Origin of the sequence: Paenibacillus xylanilyticus, from assembly GCF_013359935.1 — a bacterium.
In the GTDB taxonomy this organism is placed as follows: Bacteria; Bacillota; Bacilli; order Paenibacillales; family Paenibacillaceae; genus Paenibacillus; species Paenibacillus xylanilyticus.
Map to the genome: position 1 here is coordinate 65657 of NZ_JABMCB010000178.1, position 16416 is coordinate 82072.

General features: G+C 49.6%; 13 protein-coding genes and 2 riboswitches. Of the genes, 3 read left to right on the forward strand and 10 right to left on the reverse strand.

Going from position 1 to position 16416, the window contains the following annotated elements; genetic code table 11:
- Nucleotides 1–72 precede the first annotated feature (72 nt).
- On the forward strand, nt 73–1026 hold the full coding sequence (locus HP552_RS12580; RefSeq protein ID WP_175395808.1) for an L-lactate dehydrogenase: 954 nt from the start codon (nt 73–75) through the stop codon (nt 1024–1026).
- Between the two features lie 126 nt (nt 1027–1152).
- Here the strand turns inward: HP552_RS12580 and HP552_RS12585 are convergent, their stop codons facing one another.
- Nucleotides 1153–3861, reverse strand: a complete 2709-nt coding sequence (locus HP552_RS12585) for a PAS domain-containing hybrid sensor histidine kinase/response regulator (protein ID WP_175395809.1) — start codon at nt 3859–3861, stop codon at nt 1153–1155.
- A 350-nt stretch (nt 3862–4211) separates the two neighbouring features.
- Between HP552_RS12585 and HP552_RS12590 the strand changes: the two genes are divergently transcribed.
- On the forward strand, nt 4212–4772 hold the full coding sequence (locus tag HP552_RS12590; RefSeq protein WP_175395810.1) for an acyltransferase: 561 nt from the start codon (nt 4212–4214) through the stop codon (nt 4770–4772).
- A 92-nt stretch (nt 4773–4864) separates the two neighbouring features.
- Here HP552_RS12590 and HP552_RS12595 read toward each other — a convergent pair whose 3' ends face one another.
- From HP552_RS12595 to HP552_RS12615, 5 genes are all read right to left on the reverse strand, one after another.
- The gene (locus HP552_RS12595; RefSeq protein WP_175395811.1) at nt 4865–5599 is read right to left on the reverse strand and encodes an ABC transporter permease; all 735 of its coding nucleotides are present in this window, start codon (nt 5597–5599) and stop codon (nt 4865–4867) included.
- Between the two features lies 1 nt (nt 5600).
- Complete coding sequence (locus tag HP552_RS12600; protein WP_175395812.1) at nt 5601–6317, reverse strand: ABC transporter permease; 717 nt, start codon at nt 6315–6317, stop codon at nt 5601–5603.
- Entirely contained in the window at nt 6314–7228 is a 915-nt protein-coding gene (locus tag HP552_RS12605) for an ABC transporter ATP-binding protein (RefSeq protein WP_175395813.1), read from the reverse strand. The genes HP552_RS12600 and HP552_RS12605 overlap by 4 nt, the downstream gene beginning before the upstream one ends.
- Nucleotides 7229–7332: 104 nt before the next feature.
- The gene (locus tag HP552_RS12610) at nt 7333–8844 is read right to left on the reverse strand and encodes a HAMP domain-containing sensor histidine kinase (protein ID WP_175395814.1); all 1512 of its coding nucleotides are present in this window, start codon (nt 8842–8844) and stop codon (nt 7333–7335) included.
- Nucleotides 8841–9524 carry a response regulator transcription factor gene (locus tag HP552_RS12615; protein WP_175395815.1) on the reverse strand — a complete coding sequence of 228 codons (684 nt, stop codon included), beginning with the start codon at nt 9522–9524 and terminating at the stop codon, nt 8841–8843. The genes HP552_RS12610 and HP552_RS12615 overlap by 4 nt, the downstream gene beginning before the upstream one ends.
- A 209-nt stretch (nt 9525–9733) precedes the next feature.
- On the opposite strand from HP552_RS12615, the gene HP552_RS12620 reads away from it, so the two are divergent.
- Nucleotides 9734–11503: an alpha-glycosidase gene (locus tag HP552_RS12620; protein ID WP_175395816.1), complete on the forward strand. Its 1770-nt coding sequence runs from the start codon at nt 9734–9736 to the stop codon at nt 11501–11503.
- A 171-nt stretch (nt 11504–11674) separates the two neighbouring features.
- Here HP552_RS12620 and sdaAA read toward each other — a convergent pair whose 3' ends face one another.
- The 4 genes from sdaAA to HP552_RS12640 form a co-directional block, all read right to left on the reverse strand.
- Nucleotides 11675–12616 carry an L-serine ammonia-lyase, iron-sulfur-dependent, subunit alpha gene (gene sdaAA, locus HP552_RS12625; RefSeq protein ID WP_175395817.1) on the reverse strand — a complete coding sequence of 314 codons (942 nt, stop codon included), beginning with the start codon at nt 12614–12616 and terminating at the stop codon, nt 11675–11677.
- Complete coding sequence (gene sdaAB, locus HP552_RS12630) at nt 12606–13295, reverse strand: L-serine ammonia-lyase, iron-sulfur-dependent subunit beta (protein ID WP_175395818.1); 690 nt, start codon at nt 13293–13295, stop codon at nt 12606–12608. The genes sdaAA and sdaAB overlap by 11 nt, the downstream gene beginning before the upstream one ends.
- Nucleotides 13296–13401: 106 nt before the next feature.
- Nucleotides 13402–13506, reverse strand: a riboswitch (glycine riboswitch).
- A gap of 4 nt (nt 13507–13510) precedes the next feature.
- Nucleotides 13511–13635: riboswitch (glycine riboswitch) on the reverse strand.
- 138 nt (nt 13636–13773) lie between these two features.
- On the reverse strand, nt 13774–14937 hold the full coding sequence (locus HP552_RS12635; protein ID WP_175395819.1) for a hypothetical protein: 1164 nt from the start codon (nt 14935–14937) through the stop codon (nt 13774–13776).
- 104 nt (nt 14938–15041) lie between these two features.
- Nucleotides 15042–16322 carry an MFS transporter gene (locus tag HP552_RS12640; RefSeq protein ID WP_175395820.1) on the reverse strand — a complete coding sequence of 427 codons (1281 nt, stop codon included), beginning with the start codon at nt 16320–16322 and terminating at the stop codon, nt 15042–15044.
- Nucleotides 16323–16416: the final 94 nt, after the last annotated feature.

A 16416-nucleotide genomic window follows, 5' to 3' on the forward strand; every position in this document is an offset into this window, starting at 1 on the left:
AATTAAAGGACTATACTTGACATATGTTTGAAGTACGGATGAAAAACAAGTGGATATGGGGGCTGAACGACAGTGTTAGGCAAATCAGGTAAAGTAGCGGTCATCGGGGCGGGTCTTGTAGGCTCAAGTTGTGCGTATTCCATGATTAATCAGTCCATATGCAGGGAAATCATGATGGTCGATCGGACGTATGACCGCGCCGTTGCGCAAGCGCTGGACTTCTCGCATTGCATGGATTTCACACATAATCGTACCAAAGTATACGCGGGTACTTATGCAGATTGCGGAAACATGGATGTCATTGTCCTGACTGCAGGGGCGAATCCCAAACCGGGTCAGACACGGCTGGATATTCTGGAGGAAGCTGAATCGATTGCCAAGGACATTGTTTTCCCTATCATGGAGAGCGGATTCCGCGGTATTTTTGTCGTCGCTGCCAATCCGGTTGACATAGTAACTTATATGGTATGGAAGCTGTCCGGGCTTCCGCGCGAACATGTCATTGGTACGGGGACCTCCATTGATTCCTCCCGGCTCAAAACGCTGTTATCCGAAGTGTTTTCGATCGATCCACGCAGCGTGCACGGATATGCGCTCGGGGAGCATGGAGAGTCGCAGTTTGTAGCCTGGTCGCATGTGACCATAGGAGGCAAACCGATTATGCACATTATGGAACAGCATAAAGAACGTTTTAAACATCTGGATCTCGATGATATCGCCCGCAAAACCAAAGATGCCGGATGGGAGATTTTCACCCGCAAAGGTTCCACCCAATTCGGAATCGGGAATGCACTGGCTCACATTACACGTTCCATCCTTAATGATGAACACAAAATCATTGCTGTCTCGGCTATTCTGGAGGGAGAGTATGGCCAAAGCAACGTCTGTGCCGGTGTTCCGGCGATTATTGGAGGGAATGGCATTCAGGAGATCATTGAGTTGAATCTGGATTCGTCCGAGCTTGAGAAATTCGAGCGTTCCTGTGCGATATTATCCGGCAATATTAATCGACTGACTTTGGCATAATGCTTCCCTTCGACCTTTTTATGAAACATTCTTAAATCGGATAATCTTGATAAACCAAACAGGCCAGCGGCCTCCTGCTCGGAGACTTCACTGGCCTGTTCGGTTGTTGTACTGGATGCTATATCATTAATTCGGTGCGAGCTGAGGCTGATCTGCTGGCCCCCACTGCTGAAGCACCCGCTTCAATTCACTGAGCATCACCGGTTTGCTGATGAAATCCCGCATCCCAATTTCCAGACAAGCTTCCTTGTCCTCCCGTTTGGCATTACCTGTCACGGCAATAATTGCAGGAATACGATCCTGTGGAATGAGCCGGTGTACAAGATCGGTCGCCTTAATCCCGTCCATAACAGGCATGTGAATATCCATAAGCACAATATCATAGGCATTCTGCGAGATGGCTTCAATGGCTTCAACCCCATTGGTACAAACATCAGCTTCATAGCCAAGCTTTTCAAGGTACTCGGTCAAGATTTTCCGGTTCACCGGATGATCCTCGGCTACCAGAATACGCATCGCGACCTTGTCGCTCTGGCGAGTGCGGTCATGGGAGAATTGACGTGCTGTGTCTTCGGCAGCATCATCCACACTTGTGGCAGGCACAGCAAAACGGAAGGTTGATCCTTTTCCGTCCTCACTCTCCACACTGATACTTCCGCCCATAATCTCCACAAGCCGTTTCGAGATCACAAGACCCAGCCCTGTGCCTCCATATTTGCGGTTAATCACCGGATGAAGTTGAGAGAAGGATTGGAACAACTGATCCAGCTTGTCCGCAGGTATTCCAACCCCCGTGTCTTTCACCGCAAAATCCAGTACGCTATCTTCAGGCTTTCTGCCCTTAACGATATCCACATTGACATCAATACTGCCCTGGTCCGTAAACTTGAGGGCGTTACTGACCAAATTAACCAGAATCTGACGGATACGCATCGCATCACCCAACATGAATTCCGGAATATTTGGATTCAGACGGTACCTGATCTGCAACTGTTTCTCTTCTGCTCGAACCTTGAACAGCTCTGCAACCTGTTCCAGCATCTTGCGGAGAGAAAACGGTTCATAAGCAAGAGCCATCTTACCGGACTCCAGTTTGCTGAAATCCAGAATATCATTCAGAATATTCAGCAGGGCGTCTCCACTCTCTTGGATAATCTGGGCATATTCCCGCTGTTCTTCCGACAGATCCGTTCCGATCAGGAGTTCGGTCATGCCAACAATTCCGTTCATCGGTGTACGAATCTCGTGACTCACCATCGATAAAAATTCCGACTTGGCCTGCGCTGCGAGCTCGGCTGTTTCCTTGGCACGTACAATTTCACGTTCATCTGTTACATCATTGAAGACAATGACTACACCCTGTATTTGCTCCTGATCAATAATCGGTGTAACCTGATATTTCACCAAAAAGCTGCTGCCGTCCTTACGCCAGAACACATCCTCCTTCACGGAGCGGCGCTGTCCATCCATTACAGTCATGTGAATTGGACACTCTTCTTTTGGAAAATAACTTCCATCAGCACGGGAGTGGTGGATGATGGGATGGGCGTTTTTGCCGAGGAATTCCTCCACTTCGTAACCAAACATGGATGCAGCCGCCGGATTCATAAACATGGTGGTCCCTTCCGCATCCAGTCCGTATATGCCTTCTGTAACAGAATTCAGAATCAACGCATGCTGCTTGCTGAGTTCCTGAATACGCTCCATATACTCCTTGCGTTCGGTTATATCAGATAATATCCCGTACACGCCAACCAATTCCTGATCGACAATAATGGGTACATTAATGATGGAAGCGTCAAACTTCTTCCCCATGGCATTCACAATTCGCGTTTCATAATGCTGCGGTTTGCCCTGCTTCACCAGCTCAAAGTAGGTTTCGCCACGCCCTACCTCACAAGAATCCAGATTGGACAGAAAGGACTGTCCGATCAGCTTATTGCGAGGGATGTTCAGCAATTTGACCAAATTGCGGTTCACCGCACTATATTTACCTTCAAGATTCAATGAATAGACCGCAGCCGGATTATGTTCGAACAGGGATTTGTAGCGCTGTCGACTCTCTCTCAAACGTCTGTCCGCATCCTTGTGCTGGGTAATATCCCGACTTATGCTTACAATCTGGACGCCTCTGCCCTTCGCTCCAGCTACAGGCTTCGCCAAAGTCTCCATCCAGACATAGTGGCCTTTCTTGTGCAGGACACGCATTTTGCAGCCATTGCCAATCTCCGATAGCTCCAACGGATCAGGGTAATCTCCGGGATAACAATAATCCTTGAAAAACTTGCCTGTCACTTCCTCCGGCTGATATCCCAGCAAAGAGTACACTGAAGGAGAAACGTACAACAGCTCGCCTTCCAATGAGCTAGTCGTTATCAGGTCCTGGGCGTGATCCGCAAGCACCTGATACTTTTCTTGCGTTTCCTGGAGTTTCCGCTTCACTGCCACGATCTCTGTCACATCTTTGGCTATGCCGTAGATTCCTACGACCTCTGCTCCAGCTGTTATAGGCACGTAGGTTATTTCCGCCTGTCGTACCGAACCACTTTTATGATAAAACGATAGAGTGTTGCTTACTGAACGTCCAGTAATAACCTCGTTAATATATTTCTGCCTCGAATGTTCACTGTCAGTTGGACAGATCTGATTGGGGTTCATACGAATCAAGTCATCAAGTGTATATCCTGATATCCGCTCTACTGATGGATTGGCATCAATATAATTTCCATGAATGTCCATTACATATATGGCATCCGGATGATTGAAAAATAATGATTGGTAAGAACTTCCCTCAGAAATAATCCGTTTCAGGGTTTCCGTTTTATTAGTATCCAAGGCTTACCCCTCTTTTCTCAGCCTTATTCTTCTTCTAACAATGCCACTAGGCATTTTTAGTATTAAGTGTCTACCCACGAATAACCATGTAAGGCTAACAAGAAACAGCTTTTTTTATTTTACCAGATTCCAGATTAATTTTGCTTACAATCTCACACTAAAATTGTAATATTCCCATTTGAAAATGATGGAATTTTCATTTTTTTTTAATTAAAGCAAATTGCAATGAAAGTCGCTATATGCAAATAGGCTATAATCGATACACAAAGGACGTACCTGTACAGGTATACGAAACCTATCTCATTGCTGAATTCAACAGGACGTTGCTAGATATGGAGAGGATGGAGATCATGCTGCCGAACAGAGTTAAAGTTGCTTACGGGAAGGTTCGGGGAATGGCTTTGTTTGGAAAAATTCAGCCATCGCTTGGATTATTGCCACGTATAAGAGGCAAGGTGTATTTAAATAAATTCGGTGATCTCCATGTGGGCAAACGACTCAATATCATCGGAAAACCCTGGGGGACGCAGCTAACCGTTGTTAAAGGGGCACGGTTAATCATAGGGGATGACGTTGTGATTAATGCCGGCGTGGGAATTGCAGCCAATATTGAGATCACCATTGGCAATAACGTGATGATCGGACCACGAACGAGCATATTTGATAGTGCCTACCATCGGATTGACTCCCTTGATGATGGAAGCAATATGGCCAAAAAAATTGTCATTCACGACAACGCTTGGATCGGAACCGGATCATTAATTCTTCCTGGCGTTATCATCGGAAAGAATGCAGTGGTCGCCGCGGGGAGTACGGTTACCAAAGATGTACCTGAGAATACGTTGGTTGCAGGAACGCCAGCAAAGGTTGTTCGAGAACTCACCATTCATGATGGCTGGGTCAGAAGATGAAATAAATCCCCCGCGGCCACACGAATATATACTCGGATGGTGGCTGCGGGGGTATTAATTCTAACGAGAATTAGAATGGCATATAGGAATCTTTATATTTCTTTTTTTCTGAAGTAGAGAACTCCAATTAAAATGAAGACCACTGCGCTCCCTCCAACGACAGTAAGGAGTGTACCAAGTGGAACGTTATAGGCTCCGAACCCTCCGCCTTCCGTCGGTGTCATTAGCAGCATCGGCTGAGCCCACGGATAAAAGGGGCCGAACGTAGCCGAGTTCACAATCAGTATATTGGGCACGGTTAAGGCAAAATTCAAAGCCAGTGGTGCAGCGAAGCTGCTCCATATCAGGGAAACAAACATTTGCAGTGCAGCAAGAGGCAGACAGGCGAACAAACCAAGCAGCAATTTGCCTCCTATAAATGCCCACGGCACAGGCTCCGTTAAGCCCTGAATCCATCCGGCAAGCAGTATGGACCCTAGCAGCAACACTTGAGTTCCCACCAAAAGCAAAAGGACGATGGTTAACTTTCCTGCATAAACACCTGTGCGGGTGAGTGGCAGTACCAACATTTGCTTCCATCCCCCGCCTGCATGTTCAAAGCGACAGACAAACGAGGTGAATACGCCGGTCAGGATTGGCATGAGCAGCATTCCATGCAAAAAGACCATCGTGCTCATCAGCACTTCCCATTGACCTGATGGCTCACTGAGCAGCCCAATCAGCAGGGCCAATAATGGACTCAGCAGAATCAGGAGCCATACCGGAGACTTGCCCATTTTCAGCCGTTCAGCAGACAGGATTCGGAAATACGCCGTAGTAAAGTTCATCCTAGGCCACATCCTTCCGGCTGAAATGCATCATTCCAAGGAGCATAATCAGGATTCCCGCAGCTAACCCCATCCCTGCATACATGAATGGATTCGGTCCATTCCATGCCATCTGCGCCCATGCGAGCGGGAAGCTTGGCGAGAGACTAAGAGAGAACATCCCTGTGATGGCAAGCACAATACCAAGGGTAACCGGAAGCGCCTGATTTTTGGCAATCATGGTGAGCCACAGCTCTATCGACAATACGGGGAGTGCTCCAGCCAGTGGAAGCAGCCCCAGCTTGATTGCCTGTCCCCACGGGATTTCTCCCGCGTCGAAGCCGAACACCAGACCCAGAATGACGATTCCGGCTGTTAGGAGCAGACAAGAGATGACAAGCAGCACACAAGCCAAAAGGAATTTGGCCAGATATACCGCCGGTCTCGGAATCGGCATGGCCAGAAGCTGCTTCCAAGAACCCTGCTCATGCTCAATATTCGCAATCATGGAGCTCAGGATTGTTGCGCCCAGCATCAATGAAAGCGGCACAAAAACAACCACATTTTCCAAAAGCCCGTTCCACATGTCATCGCCAAATACCCCTTTTAGATAATCCAGACGCAATCCAAAATTCAGCGCCTGCATTAACGTAAGTCCAATGGGGGCAAGAAAAACAAGAAACCAGATACCTTTGCCACGAATTTTGAGCCAGTCTGACGATAGTGCACGTCCCGTCATACCATTGCCCCCTCACCAATCACCCGCATGAAGAGGTCTTCGAGCGACTGACGGTGCTCCTCCACCCGGTAAATGGCGTGATCCTGCTCAACCAGCCTGCGCACCAGCAGCGCTATCGCACTGTTGTCCATGTACGGGAATGTAAGTTCAGACCCCTGCCGCTGACCGAATTGCCCCTGCTCTCTCGCCAGCTTCATGGCTTCTTCTGGCTCAGAGACGGTCAATCGAATAGAACTGCCTGTTTGGCTATGCAGATTGGCAATTGTGTCCTGAAGCACCATCTTACCTTCACGAATAATGCCAACCCGGCTGGCCATCTGCTCCACTTCACTGAGCAAGTGACTGGATACCAGCACCGTAATACCATGTTCCAGCGGCATGCGTTTAATTAACTCCCGAATCTCCTGAATCCCCGCTGGATCCAGCCCATTCGTAGGCTCATCCAAAATCAGCAGTTCCGGTTCGCCCAGCAGAGCACTTGCAATCCCCAGCCTCTGCTTCATGCCGAGCGAATATCCTTTCACCGAGCGCTTCGCATCCCTTGTCAGATCGACAATGGACAGCACCTCGGCAATTCTTGATTTCGGCACGCCCAGGATCCGGCGCAAGGCTTCCAGATTCTCCACCGCATTCAGATGACCGTAGTAGGACGGGTACTCCACGAGCGAACCGACCCGGCGCAGGATATCCATGCGATCCTTCCGAATGTCTTTATCGAAGACACGAATGACGCCTTTTGTCGGTTTGATCAAGCCCAGCAGCATGCGGATGGTTGTTGTTTTACCCGCACCGTTAGGCCCCAGGAAACCGTAGATATCCCCTTTCTTAATATGCAGATCCAATTCGCGAACCGCTGCACGATCCCGATATGTTTTCCATAAGTTAGCCGTTTGAATAATGTTATCACTCACTGTTTGATCACCTCGGATATCATCGTAACCGCCCAAGGTTAAATCTAAAGTGATCCGAAGTTTAAGTTTAGTTTAAATCGTGGTTTCCACCCCACCTATTCGAGTCAGTAGATAAATATCCGGACGCCCTCCGGCGAGCTGTCCACCTTCTTGCGCAGCCCCATCTCGCGGACGAGCAGATCTACAATGGACAGCCCAAGACCTGTACCTTTTGCCCCTATTTCATGCTGCATCCCAGGCCCTTTATCTCGAATCACCAAGGCTGTTCTTTCCTGAATTCGTTCTGTGGATATGCCGATGTACTTCCCATCCCCCGCATACCGGATCACGTTCTGTAACAGGTTATCCAGAATACGACGCATGCCCTGTTCATCGACCCGCCAGATCAGCGGTTCATCCGGCAGGTCAATATCGATATCAAACTGTTCCTTCTCCCATACGGGGTACCATGCCGCGGCCGTTTCCCTAACGATTCGAAGGACATCCTTCTCCTCCAGTTTCAGGGTATACTTTCCGCTTGCAAGCAGATTGTACGATAACATGTTATCAATAAGTCCACTTAGATCATCCATCTTGGCTTCCATGCGTGCCAATGAGCTGCTGCCCTTATCGCTGAGCGCTTCCTTGTTCAGGGCATGCATGTGTCCACGGATGACCGTTAGAGGCGTGCGCAAGTCGTGAGACAGCCCTGCAATGAGACGTTTGCGGAACTGTTCCTCTTCCCGTTCCCTGAGGCGGCTGTCTGTCAGCTGATACACCATCTGGTTGAATGAATCCTCCAACTGACCAATCTCGTCCGATCTCCGGATATCGACAGGAAGCGGAATACCTTCCTTGCCTGGAGTAATCATGGCTGTCTGCAGACGGATAAGCCGTTTGCGAATCCGTGCAAAGAACAGGATCGACATCACAATAAATACCAGAAAAATGATGGTCATAACCAACCCGAGATACAGGAGTTCCATCGGCCAGTTGCTTTGAGGCTTTTGCAGTAAATATCGCGGTACTTCAATCACCATGAAGCCTTTTCCCTTGTTCTGATCCCCTCCACCTATAAATGAAACAACAGTCAGCGGATCACGGTAGTTGGCCTCCTTCATGAATTGCAAGGTGCTGGCTACGTCCCAGACTGCAGGAATTCGAGTTTCTTCCTTTTTTTGATTATTCAGCGTCCATTTCAATATAGTCATTGTCGTTCCATTCACCGGAGATTCAGATACTTCCACACCTTCACCCCCGAGGATAAACGCGGTCTCCCCTTTTTCGTTCACCCGGTACATTGATGATTTGGGATATTTGGCTTGTAACTGCTTCATGCGTTTATCGATCTGGGCAGGCGCTGCCTCATCCAGCTTCATCGATTCTTTCGACCAGAGATTGGTTATATGGGTAACATCACCGTAGGGAGCCTGACTGCCTTTGCTCGTATTGTTCACCACCACCACATAAATGATGGATGTGATTGGAAGAACGACGGGAACAAACAAAATGGCACATAAAATCAGAATCATATAACGGGACATGAGCGAGCGACCAAATCGAAGCTTACGCTTTTCAGGCTCCTTCCGTTCCCTCTGACTTTTCCGTTTCCCCTTCTCTTTGAACCGCCCGATCATGGTTTCTTCACACGGTATCCAACCCCGCGCACGGTTTGAATCACTGACGGATTCGCTGGATCAAGTTCAAGCTTTTCGCGCAGGTGGCGAATATGTACCATTAATGTTTTGTCTCCATCGAGATAGGGCTCATTCCAGACCGCCTCATAAATCTGCTCTTTCGTACGGATCATGCCCATATGCCTGAGCAGGTAGCCGAAGATGTGAAACTGTTTTCCCGATAAAATGATCTCCTCCCCCGTCTCCTCATTCACGATCCGATTGTCCTTCTCATAGATGGACAGGTGATCCAGTTTCAGAGCAGCATCGGAGGAAACCGTAGTCCCTGCCTTTCGCAGCTGAACTTCAATTCGCGCAGCGAGTTCATCGGGGTGAAACGGCTTGGTTACATAATCATCGGCAAAATCAAGCCCGTGCAGCTTGTCATCAATAGACGTTCTGGCCGAGAGCATGACGATCGGCACTGAAGGATGTTCCTTTTTTAGCCGCTGCCCCACCGTAAATCCATCCAGCCCTGGCAGCATGACATCCAAAATGATCAGCGAGCAGTCCCCGGCAGCTTCAGCAGCACCTTCTCCACTTCCCAGCCATACGACCTCATAACCACGCTCCTCCAGGTCGGCTCTGACCCATGTCGCGATTTCCGTATCGTCCTCAATGTATAGCAGTTTTGTTTTCATGCGTAAATTCGTTTCCTTTCTGCACCCTTTTGGTTAATTATATATCTGAACATAATGGAGTAAGCTGTATGTATAAACGAAACGATACTCCTTAGATGAATACTCCGTTACCTTTAATTTTCATTATACCTTAATCTGCAGCTTCAGAAATGCCATGCCATGAGGTCTATGAAGTACATACCATATGTGAAAAGGGGAGGAATTTAAGCATGCTGCTGGAAGCCATCTATCATCAACCCAAACGAAACTGGGCGTACGCCTACGATAAGGATTCTGTTCGTCTGCGTCTGCGTGCCAAAAAGAATGATCTCACCGAGGTATACGCCATGACGGGTGATAAATACGCATGGGAAAACACCAAAGAGCTGATTCCTTTGGCCAAGTTCACCTCCGACGCCATGTTCGACTACTATGAGGGTGAAATAAAACCTCCGTACCATCGCCTGAAATACTCCTTTTTGCTGAAAAGCGGAGACGAGCAGATCTGGATGTCCGAAACGGACTTCCAGGAAGACGAACCGGACGATCCAGGGCAGATGTTTCAGTTCCCCTATATTCACCCGGGTGCGGTCTTCACGCCGCCTGAGTGGGTCAAGGATGCTGTTTTCTATCAGATCTTTCCCGAGCGGTTTGCCAATGGAAACCCTGACCTTAATCCGGAGAATGTTGAGCCATGGGGCGGCGATCCTACACCGTCCAACTTCTTCGGAGGCGACCTCCAGGGTGTGATTGATCATCTGGACTATCTCAGCGAGCTGGGCATTAACGCCATCTATTTTACCCCTATCTTCGAAGCGACCACCAACCATAAATATGATACCGAAGACTATCTCCGGGTAGATCGGCATTTCGGTGATGCAGATACAGTGAAACGGCTGGTTAAGCTGTGTCATGAACGCGGCATTCGGGTGCTTCTGGACGCGGTATTCAATCATTCCGGGAAGACGTTTGCTCCCTTTGTGGACGTGCAGGAAAACGGGGAAAAATCCAAGTATAAAGACTGGTTCCACGTACACGAGTTCCCGCTGGATGTGAAGGATGGCATCCCTACGTATGAAACCTTTGGATTCGAGCCGCACATGCCCAAGCTGAACACGGAAAATCCCGAGGTGAAAGACTATCTGCTGAAGGTTGCCGAGTATTGGATCAAGGAAGTAGGCATGGACGGCTGGCGACTGGATGTCGCAGACGAAGTGGATGATGCATTCTGGCGTGATTTCCGCCGGGTGGTGAAAGCTGCGAATCCGGATGCGTACATTCTCGGTGAGATATGGAATGAATCCTCGGCCTGGCTGCAAGGCGACCAGTTTGATGCCTCCATGAACTATCCGTTTACCGATGCCGTGAATGGTTTCTTTGTGAAAAATAAAATGAATGCCGAGGCGTTCGCGAACTCCATCGGCCGGCAATTATCACGTTATCCGCTGCAAGCCAGCGAAGTGGCGTTCAACCTGTTGGACAGTCATGATACACCAAGGTTGCTGACGCTATGTGAAGGTGACCAGCGCAAAATGAAACTGGCGGCGCTATTCCAGTTTACTTACATAGGTACGCCGTGCATCTATTACGGAGACGAGATTGGGCTGGATGGTGGAGCTGATCCGGGATGCCGGAAATGCATGGAGTGGGATGAAGCGAAGCAGGACCGCGAGTTGTTAGCCTTTTATCAACAGCTCATTGCGCTTCGTCATGCTCACCCCGCTCTGCGCGCAGAAGGCAAAGTTCGATTCCTGCAGGCTCGGGCAGAAGGAAGTCAGCTGGTCCTGGAACGACAGAGTGATGAGGAACGTATTCTCATTCTGTTCAATCGTTCGGAGGAGACGGCGATCATTGAACTGGATGCAGGTACAGGCGAATGGACCGAATTATTGGACGGCAACCATCGTACAGCCAAGGATGGCGATGTTCTGGCCATTGAACTGCCCGCTTATGGTTATGCCGTACTAAGTACGGAGATCACTCGAGAGCAGAGCAAGTAGTCACTTGGCATGCATTGTAGATCACACGACCTTCCCCCTACTTATGCATACCAAAGGAGCTAATTAGATTTCCTGAATCGAAAACAAGCGTCCTGTATGACCTGTAAAAGGGCCAGTGGACGCTTGTTTTATTGGTTTTCTATGATGAATGCTCGCCTTAGCTGCTCGGTTCTAGGCCTGCTCTTCCGAATTTCCCTGCGCGTTTCCCATCTCCTCCTCAGGCTCTGCACGCTTCGCCTTCGGTTTGGCCAGCTTCTCCATCATTTTCCGGCCCGTTGGTGTCTGGGCCAATCCACCCTGCGCTGTCTCCCGATGCCTGCTTGGCATCGCACTGCCCACTTCCAGCATGACGTCAATGACTTCGTCCGAAGGTATGGCGCTTCGTACTCCGGCCAGTGCCATGTCGGCCGCAGCCAGAGCCGTTACGGCGCCCAGTCCGTTACGGACGATGCATGGGATTTCCACGAGGCCCGCAACCGGATCGCAGATGAGGCCCAGTGTATTTTTTAACGCGAGACCTACTGCATGAACAACCTGCTCGGGTGTTCCTCCGCGCAGTTCAACCATGGCACCGGCAGCCATGCCGATCGCAGAACCGACTTCAGCCTGACAGCCGCCTTCAGCACCGGAGATAAACGAGTTGTTGGCAATGACATATCCAATCGCACCTGCACAGAATAGGCCGTTGACCAGATGCTCATCACTCCAGCCGAATCGCTCTTGGGAGCTGATAAATACCCCCGGGATAATGCCACACGAACCTGCTGTCGGCGTAGCCACGATCCGGCCCATGGAAGCATTGACTTCAGACACACAAAGGGCATAGACCATCGCAAGTGCAGAAGCATCACCCGAACAGGTTTCGCCTTGACGAATATACTCCGCCATTTTCTTGCCGTCTCCGCCGGTCAAGCCACTGCGTGAAGTTGTATCCTCGATAAGCCCTTTTTGCACAGCTTCCTTCATCACCTGATAGTACTCTGACATCTGCTGTACAACGTCCGCTTCAGGCGTATTGGTCTCCTGAACCTGCTCCTCAATCATCAGCTTGGCAATGGTTTTCGATTCAGCCGTACAGATGGTATTCAGTTCGTGCAAGTGCTTAAACCGCATCCGGTTCCACCCCTTTCTTCAAATCAATAACGCGAATATCCAGCACATGATCCAGTGACCGCAGGCGGTTCAACATTTCCGGACTTGGCACTCCATCCATTTCCATCGCTGTCAGCGCTTCGCCATCCCGGGCTTTCCGGTCCACTTGCATGTAACCGATGTTAACACCTGACGAACTGATCGTAGACGTAACCGACGCGAGCACCCCTGCTTTGTCCGAATGGCGCAGAACCAGTGTTGGAAATTCTCCACTGATCTGTACACGGAAATCATTGAGCGAATGTACCGATACGCTGCCGCCACCAATGGAAGCACCAATCAGCGAGCATTGACGCTCACCGTACCACAACTCAATCTTGACCGTATTGGGATGCGGAGCAGGTAGTCCACTCGTAAAGAATTCAACCTCCATACCCGCTTGCTCCGCATATTCCTCAGCGTCCGGTATACGCGGATCATCCGTGACATAGTCAAGCAAACCGCCGATCAGTGCCAGATCCGTACCATGACCCTGATACGTATCAGCAAATGAACCGTACAATGTCAGCCTGGCACGTTCCGGGGTACATCCCAGCCACTGACGCGCAATTCTCCCCAGCCTTGCAGCCCCAGCTGTATGTGAACTTGACGGACCCGTCATCGACGGGCCAATAATTGAAAAAACATCTTTAAACCGCATCCTGCACCCCTCCATATCGTCATATCCATCCAGACATGCACCATAATGTTCCTTCATTACTGAATGATGACATCAAAAAAGGACAGTAGAAGGCCTTAGGCCCTCTCTCTGTCCTCGTTACCTGAGAGTTTCATGATCAGGGGCAGCCGCAGTCGGCATACCGTTCTCATCATATACCCCTTGGGTGGCGCAACCTGCGCACTCTCCAGAGTTGCGTCCAACGATGGTACATTTACCTGAGAGATTAACCACTGCGCCGGGTGCGCAGCAGCTTGCTCCTTCGGTGCCTGGCAGCCTTACTGTACACTTGGCCGGCTCAGGTCTCTCCCGCTCGTTCTCATCCGCTGTATGGTCAATACTCGTTCGAACACATATCAAACGCTTATCATTTTTAAATGAATCATTCATATAACAGATTAATATGCAACACACGTAATGTCAATAAAAGTGACGTATCATTATCATCTTGGGAATAGTATCATGTAAAACGAATGGCATTCAGATTTCGAGTCTCAGCTGAGGCACTGGTTACGTTCGCAGCCAATGTAAACTGGATACCTATCGTGTAGGCGTTGGTTCCCGTTGCAATAGATGTATCGACGTAGGTATTAGATGAAAGAAAGCGTACCGTAGACGCAGTATTTCCCGTCCGGGAAATAATCAGCTCGTTAATCAGAACTCCATTTCTGCGGAGTCGCATAGCGAATGTCACGCTCCAGTTGGCCGTAACCACAACGGCAATTTGAGCACTGTTATCAATCTTTACCCGTTGACCTACTACGACGGGGACATTGAGTGTCTGAATCGTTGTTTCTCCCGCAAGCGGTAGACCGATTGCATTTGTCTGACTGCTTGCAAATAGTGAGGAACTCGCCGGTTCTGAGGCTCCCGTTGATCCCGTGACTCCAGTTGTCCCTGTAGCACCTGTTAGACCGGTATCCCCACTTATTCCTGTTGCTCCAGTGATCCCTGTTACTCCTGTGATTCCAGTCGTTCCCGTAGCGCCCGTCAGCCCGGTAACCCCGCTTATTCCTGTTGCTCCAGTGATCCCTGTTACTCCTGTGATTCCAGTCGTTCCCGTAGCGCCCGTCAGCCCGGTAACCCCGCTTATTCCTGTTGCTCCAGTGATCCCCGTCGCCCCTGTCACTCCGGTCGTTCCTCCCGGCGGGCCGGTAACACCTGTCATTCCTGTCACTCCAGTAACACCTGTGGGTCCCGTCGTTCCCACTATACCTGCTGTCCCGGTAGCTCCAGTAGCACCAGTCGCCCCAACTATGCCCCCGTACGCTCCCAGCAACTCCTCGGACACCAGACGGTGGGCTGTTACCAACTCCCCATTCTGATCCTTCCCCCATACGGAGACCTGAACATCAGCCGCAGCAGCATCCCCCGTAGTGAAGATGAATTCAAATGCATCCAAGTTTGCATAATAATCTTTTGTTATCGACTGATTGGGCAAAACATTAAACACTTCTTCCACATATAATGTACGAATGCCATTCAAGTAGTAGCCCTGAACCAGCACGGTTGCAAAGTTTGCTGGATCCCGATTGTCCACTCTTACCGTAATTCTCTGGGTAGGGCGTACACCGCTTCCCACCACGATACTATTTTCAATCGGCCCCGTTGATAAGACAGCCATTTTCTGCGATGCCCCCTTTTCCTAGCTTATGTCGCCGGATCGAGATCATCTTCTATCTATATGCGTCCTGTCACGGGATCGTTCAGTCGAAAACAGTATGATGCCTAACCACTAAATGATTTTTTGGAAGACTCATGTTCGCCATAAAATAGTTGTCTGGAAGGAAACCAGCTAGTAAGCCACAATAGGAGAGCACCCAGCATAAGAATTGCTGAAACAACCGTATACACCGTCCGAAGGGATATCACTTCAGCAACTCCCCCCATTGCCAAAATTGAGATGACCTGTAAAGCACTCAGCATCAGTCCAAGCACGCTGCTCATCCTCCCCATCAGGTCCACCGGAATATTATTCTGATAAAAGGTAACCAGACCCGTGTTCGCCAGTGCGGAACACAGCCCAAGCATAATAAAGGCGAATGCTGCAAGCTCGAACGAAAATGAACGAGCGAACAGGAAATAGCCAAGCGCGACCAGGAGCACACCACCGCCCATCATATGACGGATAGGCAAGTGTTTGGCGAATAACCAAACCAATAGAGATCCAGCCAAATAGCCAACTCCGGTAACACTCATCAACGCGCCATACTGCGATTCGGACAGGTTCATTACTTGACGGATAAACACCACTTCCTGCGCATCGAGCGACATGCCGATGACGAGAATGATCTGGAACAAAGCATAGACTCCGACCACATAACCTGATTGATGACTGAAGTGCAGCACGGCACGCCAATCCTGTGCAATCAGACGTGGGGTTAGCCTTGTCCCCGTTCCGCGGTTCTGCTCTCCAATGCCCAGCCTTGGCAAGAACATCAGGATCAGTGCAGACACAACAAAGGAAGCTGCATTGGCATAGATCGCGGCCACAGGAGACAGATAGATCAGCATAACTCCCGCTATGGCCGGACCGGTAATAAAAGCGCCTGAGCTGATCATCGCCTGCAGGGAATTGAATCGCTTTCGCCGCTCAGCAGGAACCAGCCGGGTAATATATACCTGTGAAGACGGCACAAATATGGAGGACGACATACTGACAAGAAACATGACGCCATACATCATCCATAGACTCGGCATCAGCGGAAGCACTGCCACGAGTACAGCTCTCACCAGATCGGCTCCAATCATCATCTGCCGCTGGTCATAGCGGTCGATCAGACTGCCTGACCAGAACTTGGTGCATACCGAGGCAATAGGGGAGATGATCCACAATCCTGCTACTGCTGCTGGAGACTGAGTCATGTTGAGCACCATCAGATTAATAGCCACAATGTAGATAAAATCCCCCAGATTGGATATGCCTACTCCACCAAGCAGCAATCCGGCATGTTTCCATCCACCTCGCCGGCTTGTTTCCGCTTCCCCCTTTTTGTGATCATTGCTCATCCATTACACCCCTCCTTAATGAATCATCTAATTACAGAAAGGAAAATTCCATTAAATGTATTATCCCCTATTTCATCTTCTTTCGCAGTAACAA

Excerpts from the sequence above, each read along its gene's own strand:
- HP552_RS12590 (WP_175395810.1), top strand. The coding sequence starts at position 4,212 with ATGCTGCCGAACAGAGTTAAAGTTGCTTACGGGAAGGTTCGGGGAATG.
- HP552_RS12595 (WP_175395811.1), bottom strand. The coding sequence starts at position 5,599 with ATGAACTTTACTACGGCGTATTTCCGAATCCTGTCTGCTGAACGGCTG.
- HP552_RS12600 (WP_175395812.1), bottom strand. The coding sequence starts at position 6,317 with ATGACGGGACGTGCACTATCGTCAGACTGGCTCAAAATTCGTGGCAAA.
- HP552_RS12610 (WP_175395814.1), bottom strand. The coding sequence starts at position 8,844 with ATGATCGGGCGGTTCAAAGAGAAGGGGAAACGGAAAAGTCAGAGGGAA.
- HP552_RS12615 (WP_175395815.1), bottom strand. The coding sequence starts at position 9,524 with ATGAAAACAAAACTGCTATACATTGAGGACGATACGGAAATCGCGACA.
- HP552_RS12620 (WP_175395816.1), top strand. The coding sequence starts at position 9,734 with ATGCTGCTGGAAGCCATCTATCATCAACCCAAACGAAACTGGGCGTAC.
- sdaAA (WP_175395817.1), bottom strand. The coding sequence starts at position 12,616 with ATGCGGTTTAAGCACTTGCACGAACTGAATACCATCTGTACGGCTGAA.
- sdaAB (WP_175395818.1), bottom strand. The coding sequence starts at position 13,295 with ATGCGGTTTAAAGATGTTTTTTCAATTATTGGCCCGTCGATGACGGGT.
- HP552_RS12635 (WP_175395819.1), bottom strand. The coding sequence starts at position 14,937 with ATGGCTGTCTTATCAACGGGGCCGATTGAAAATAGTATCGTGGTGGGA.
- HP552_RS12640 (WP_175395820.1), bottom strand. The coding sequence starts at position 16,322 with ATGAGCAATGATCACAAAAAGGGGGAAGCGGAAACAAGCCGGCGAGGT.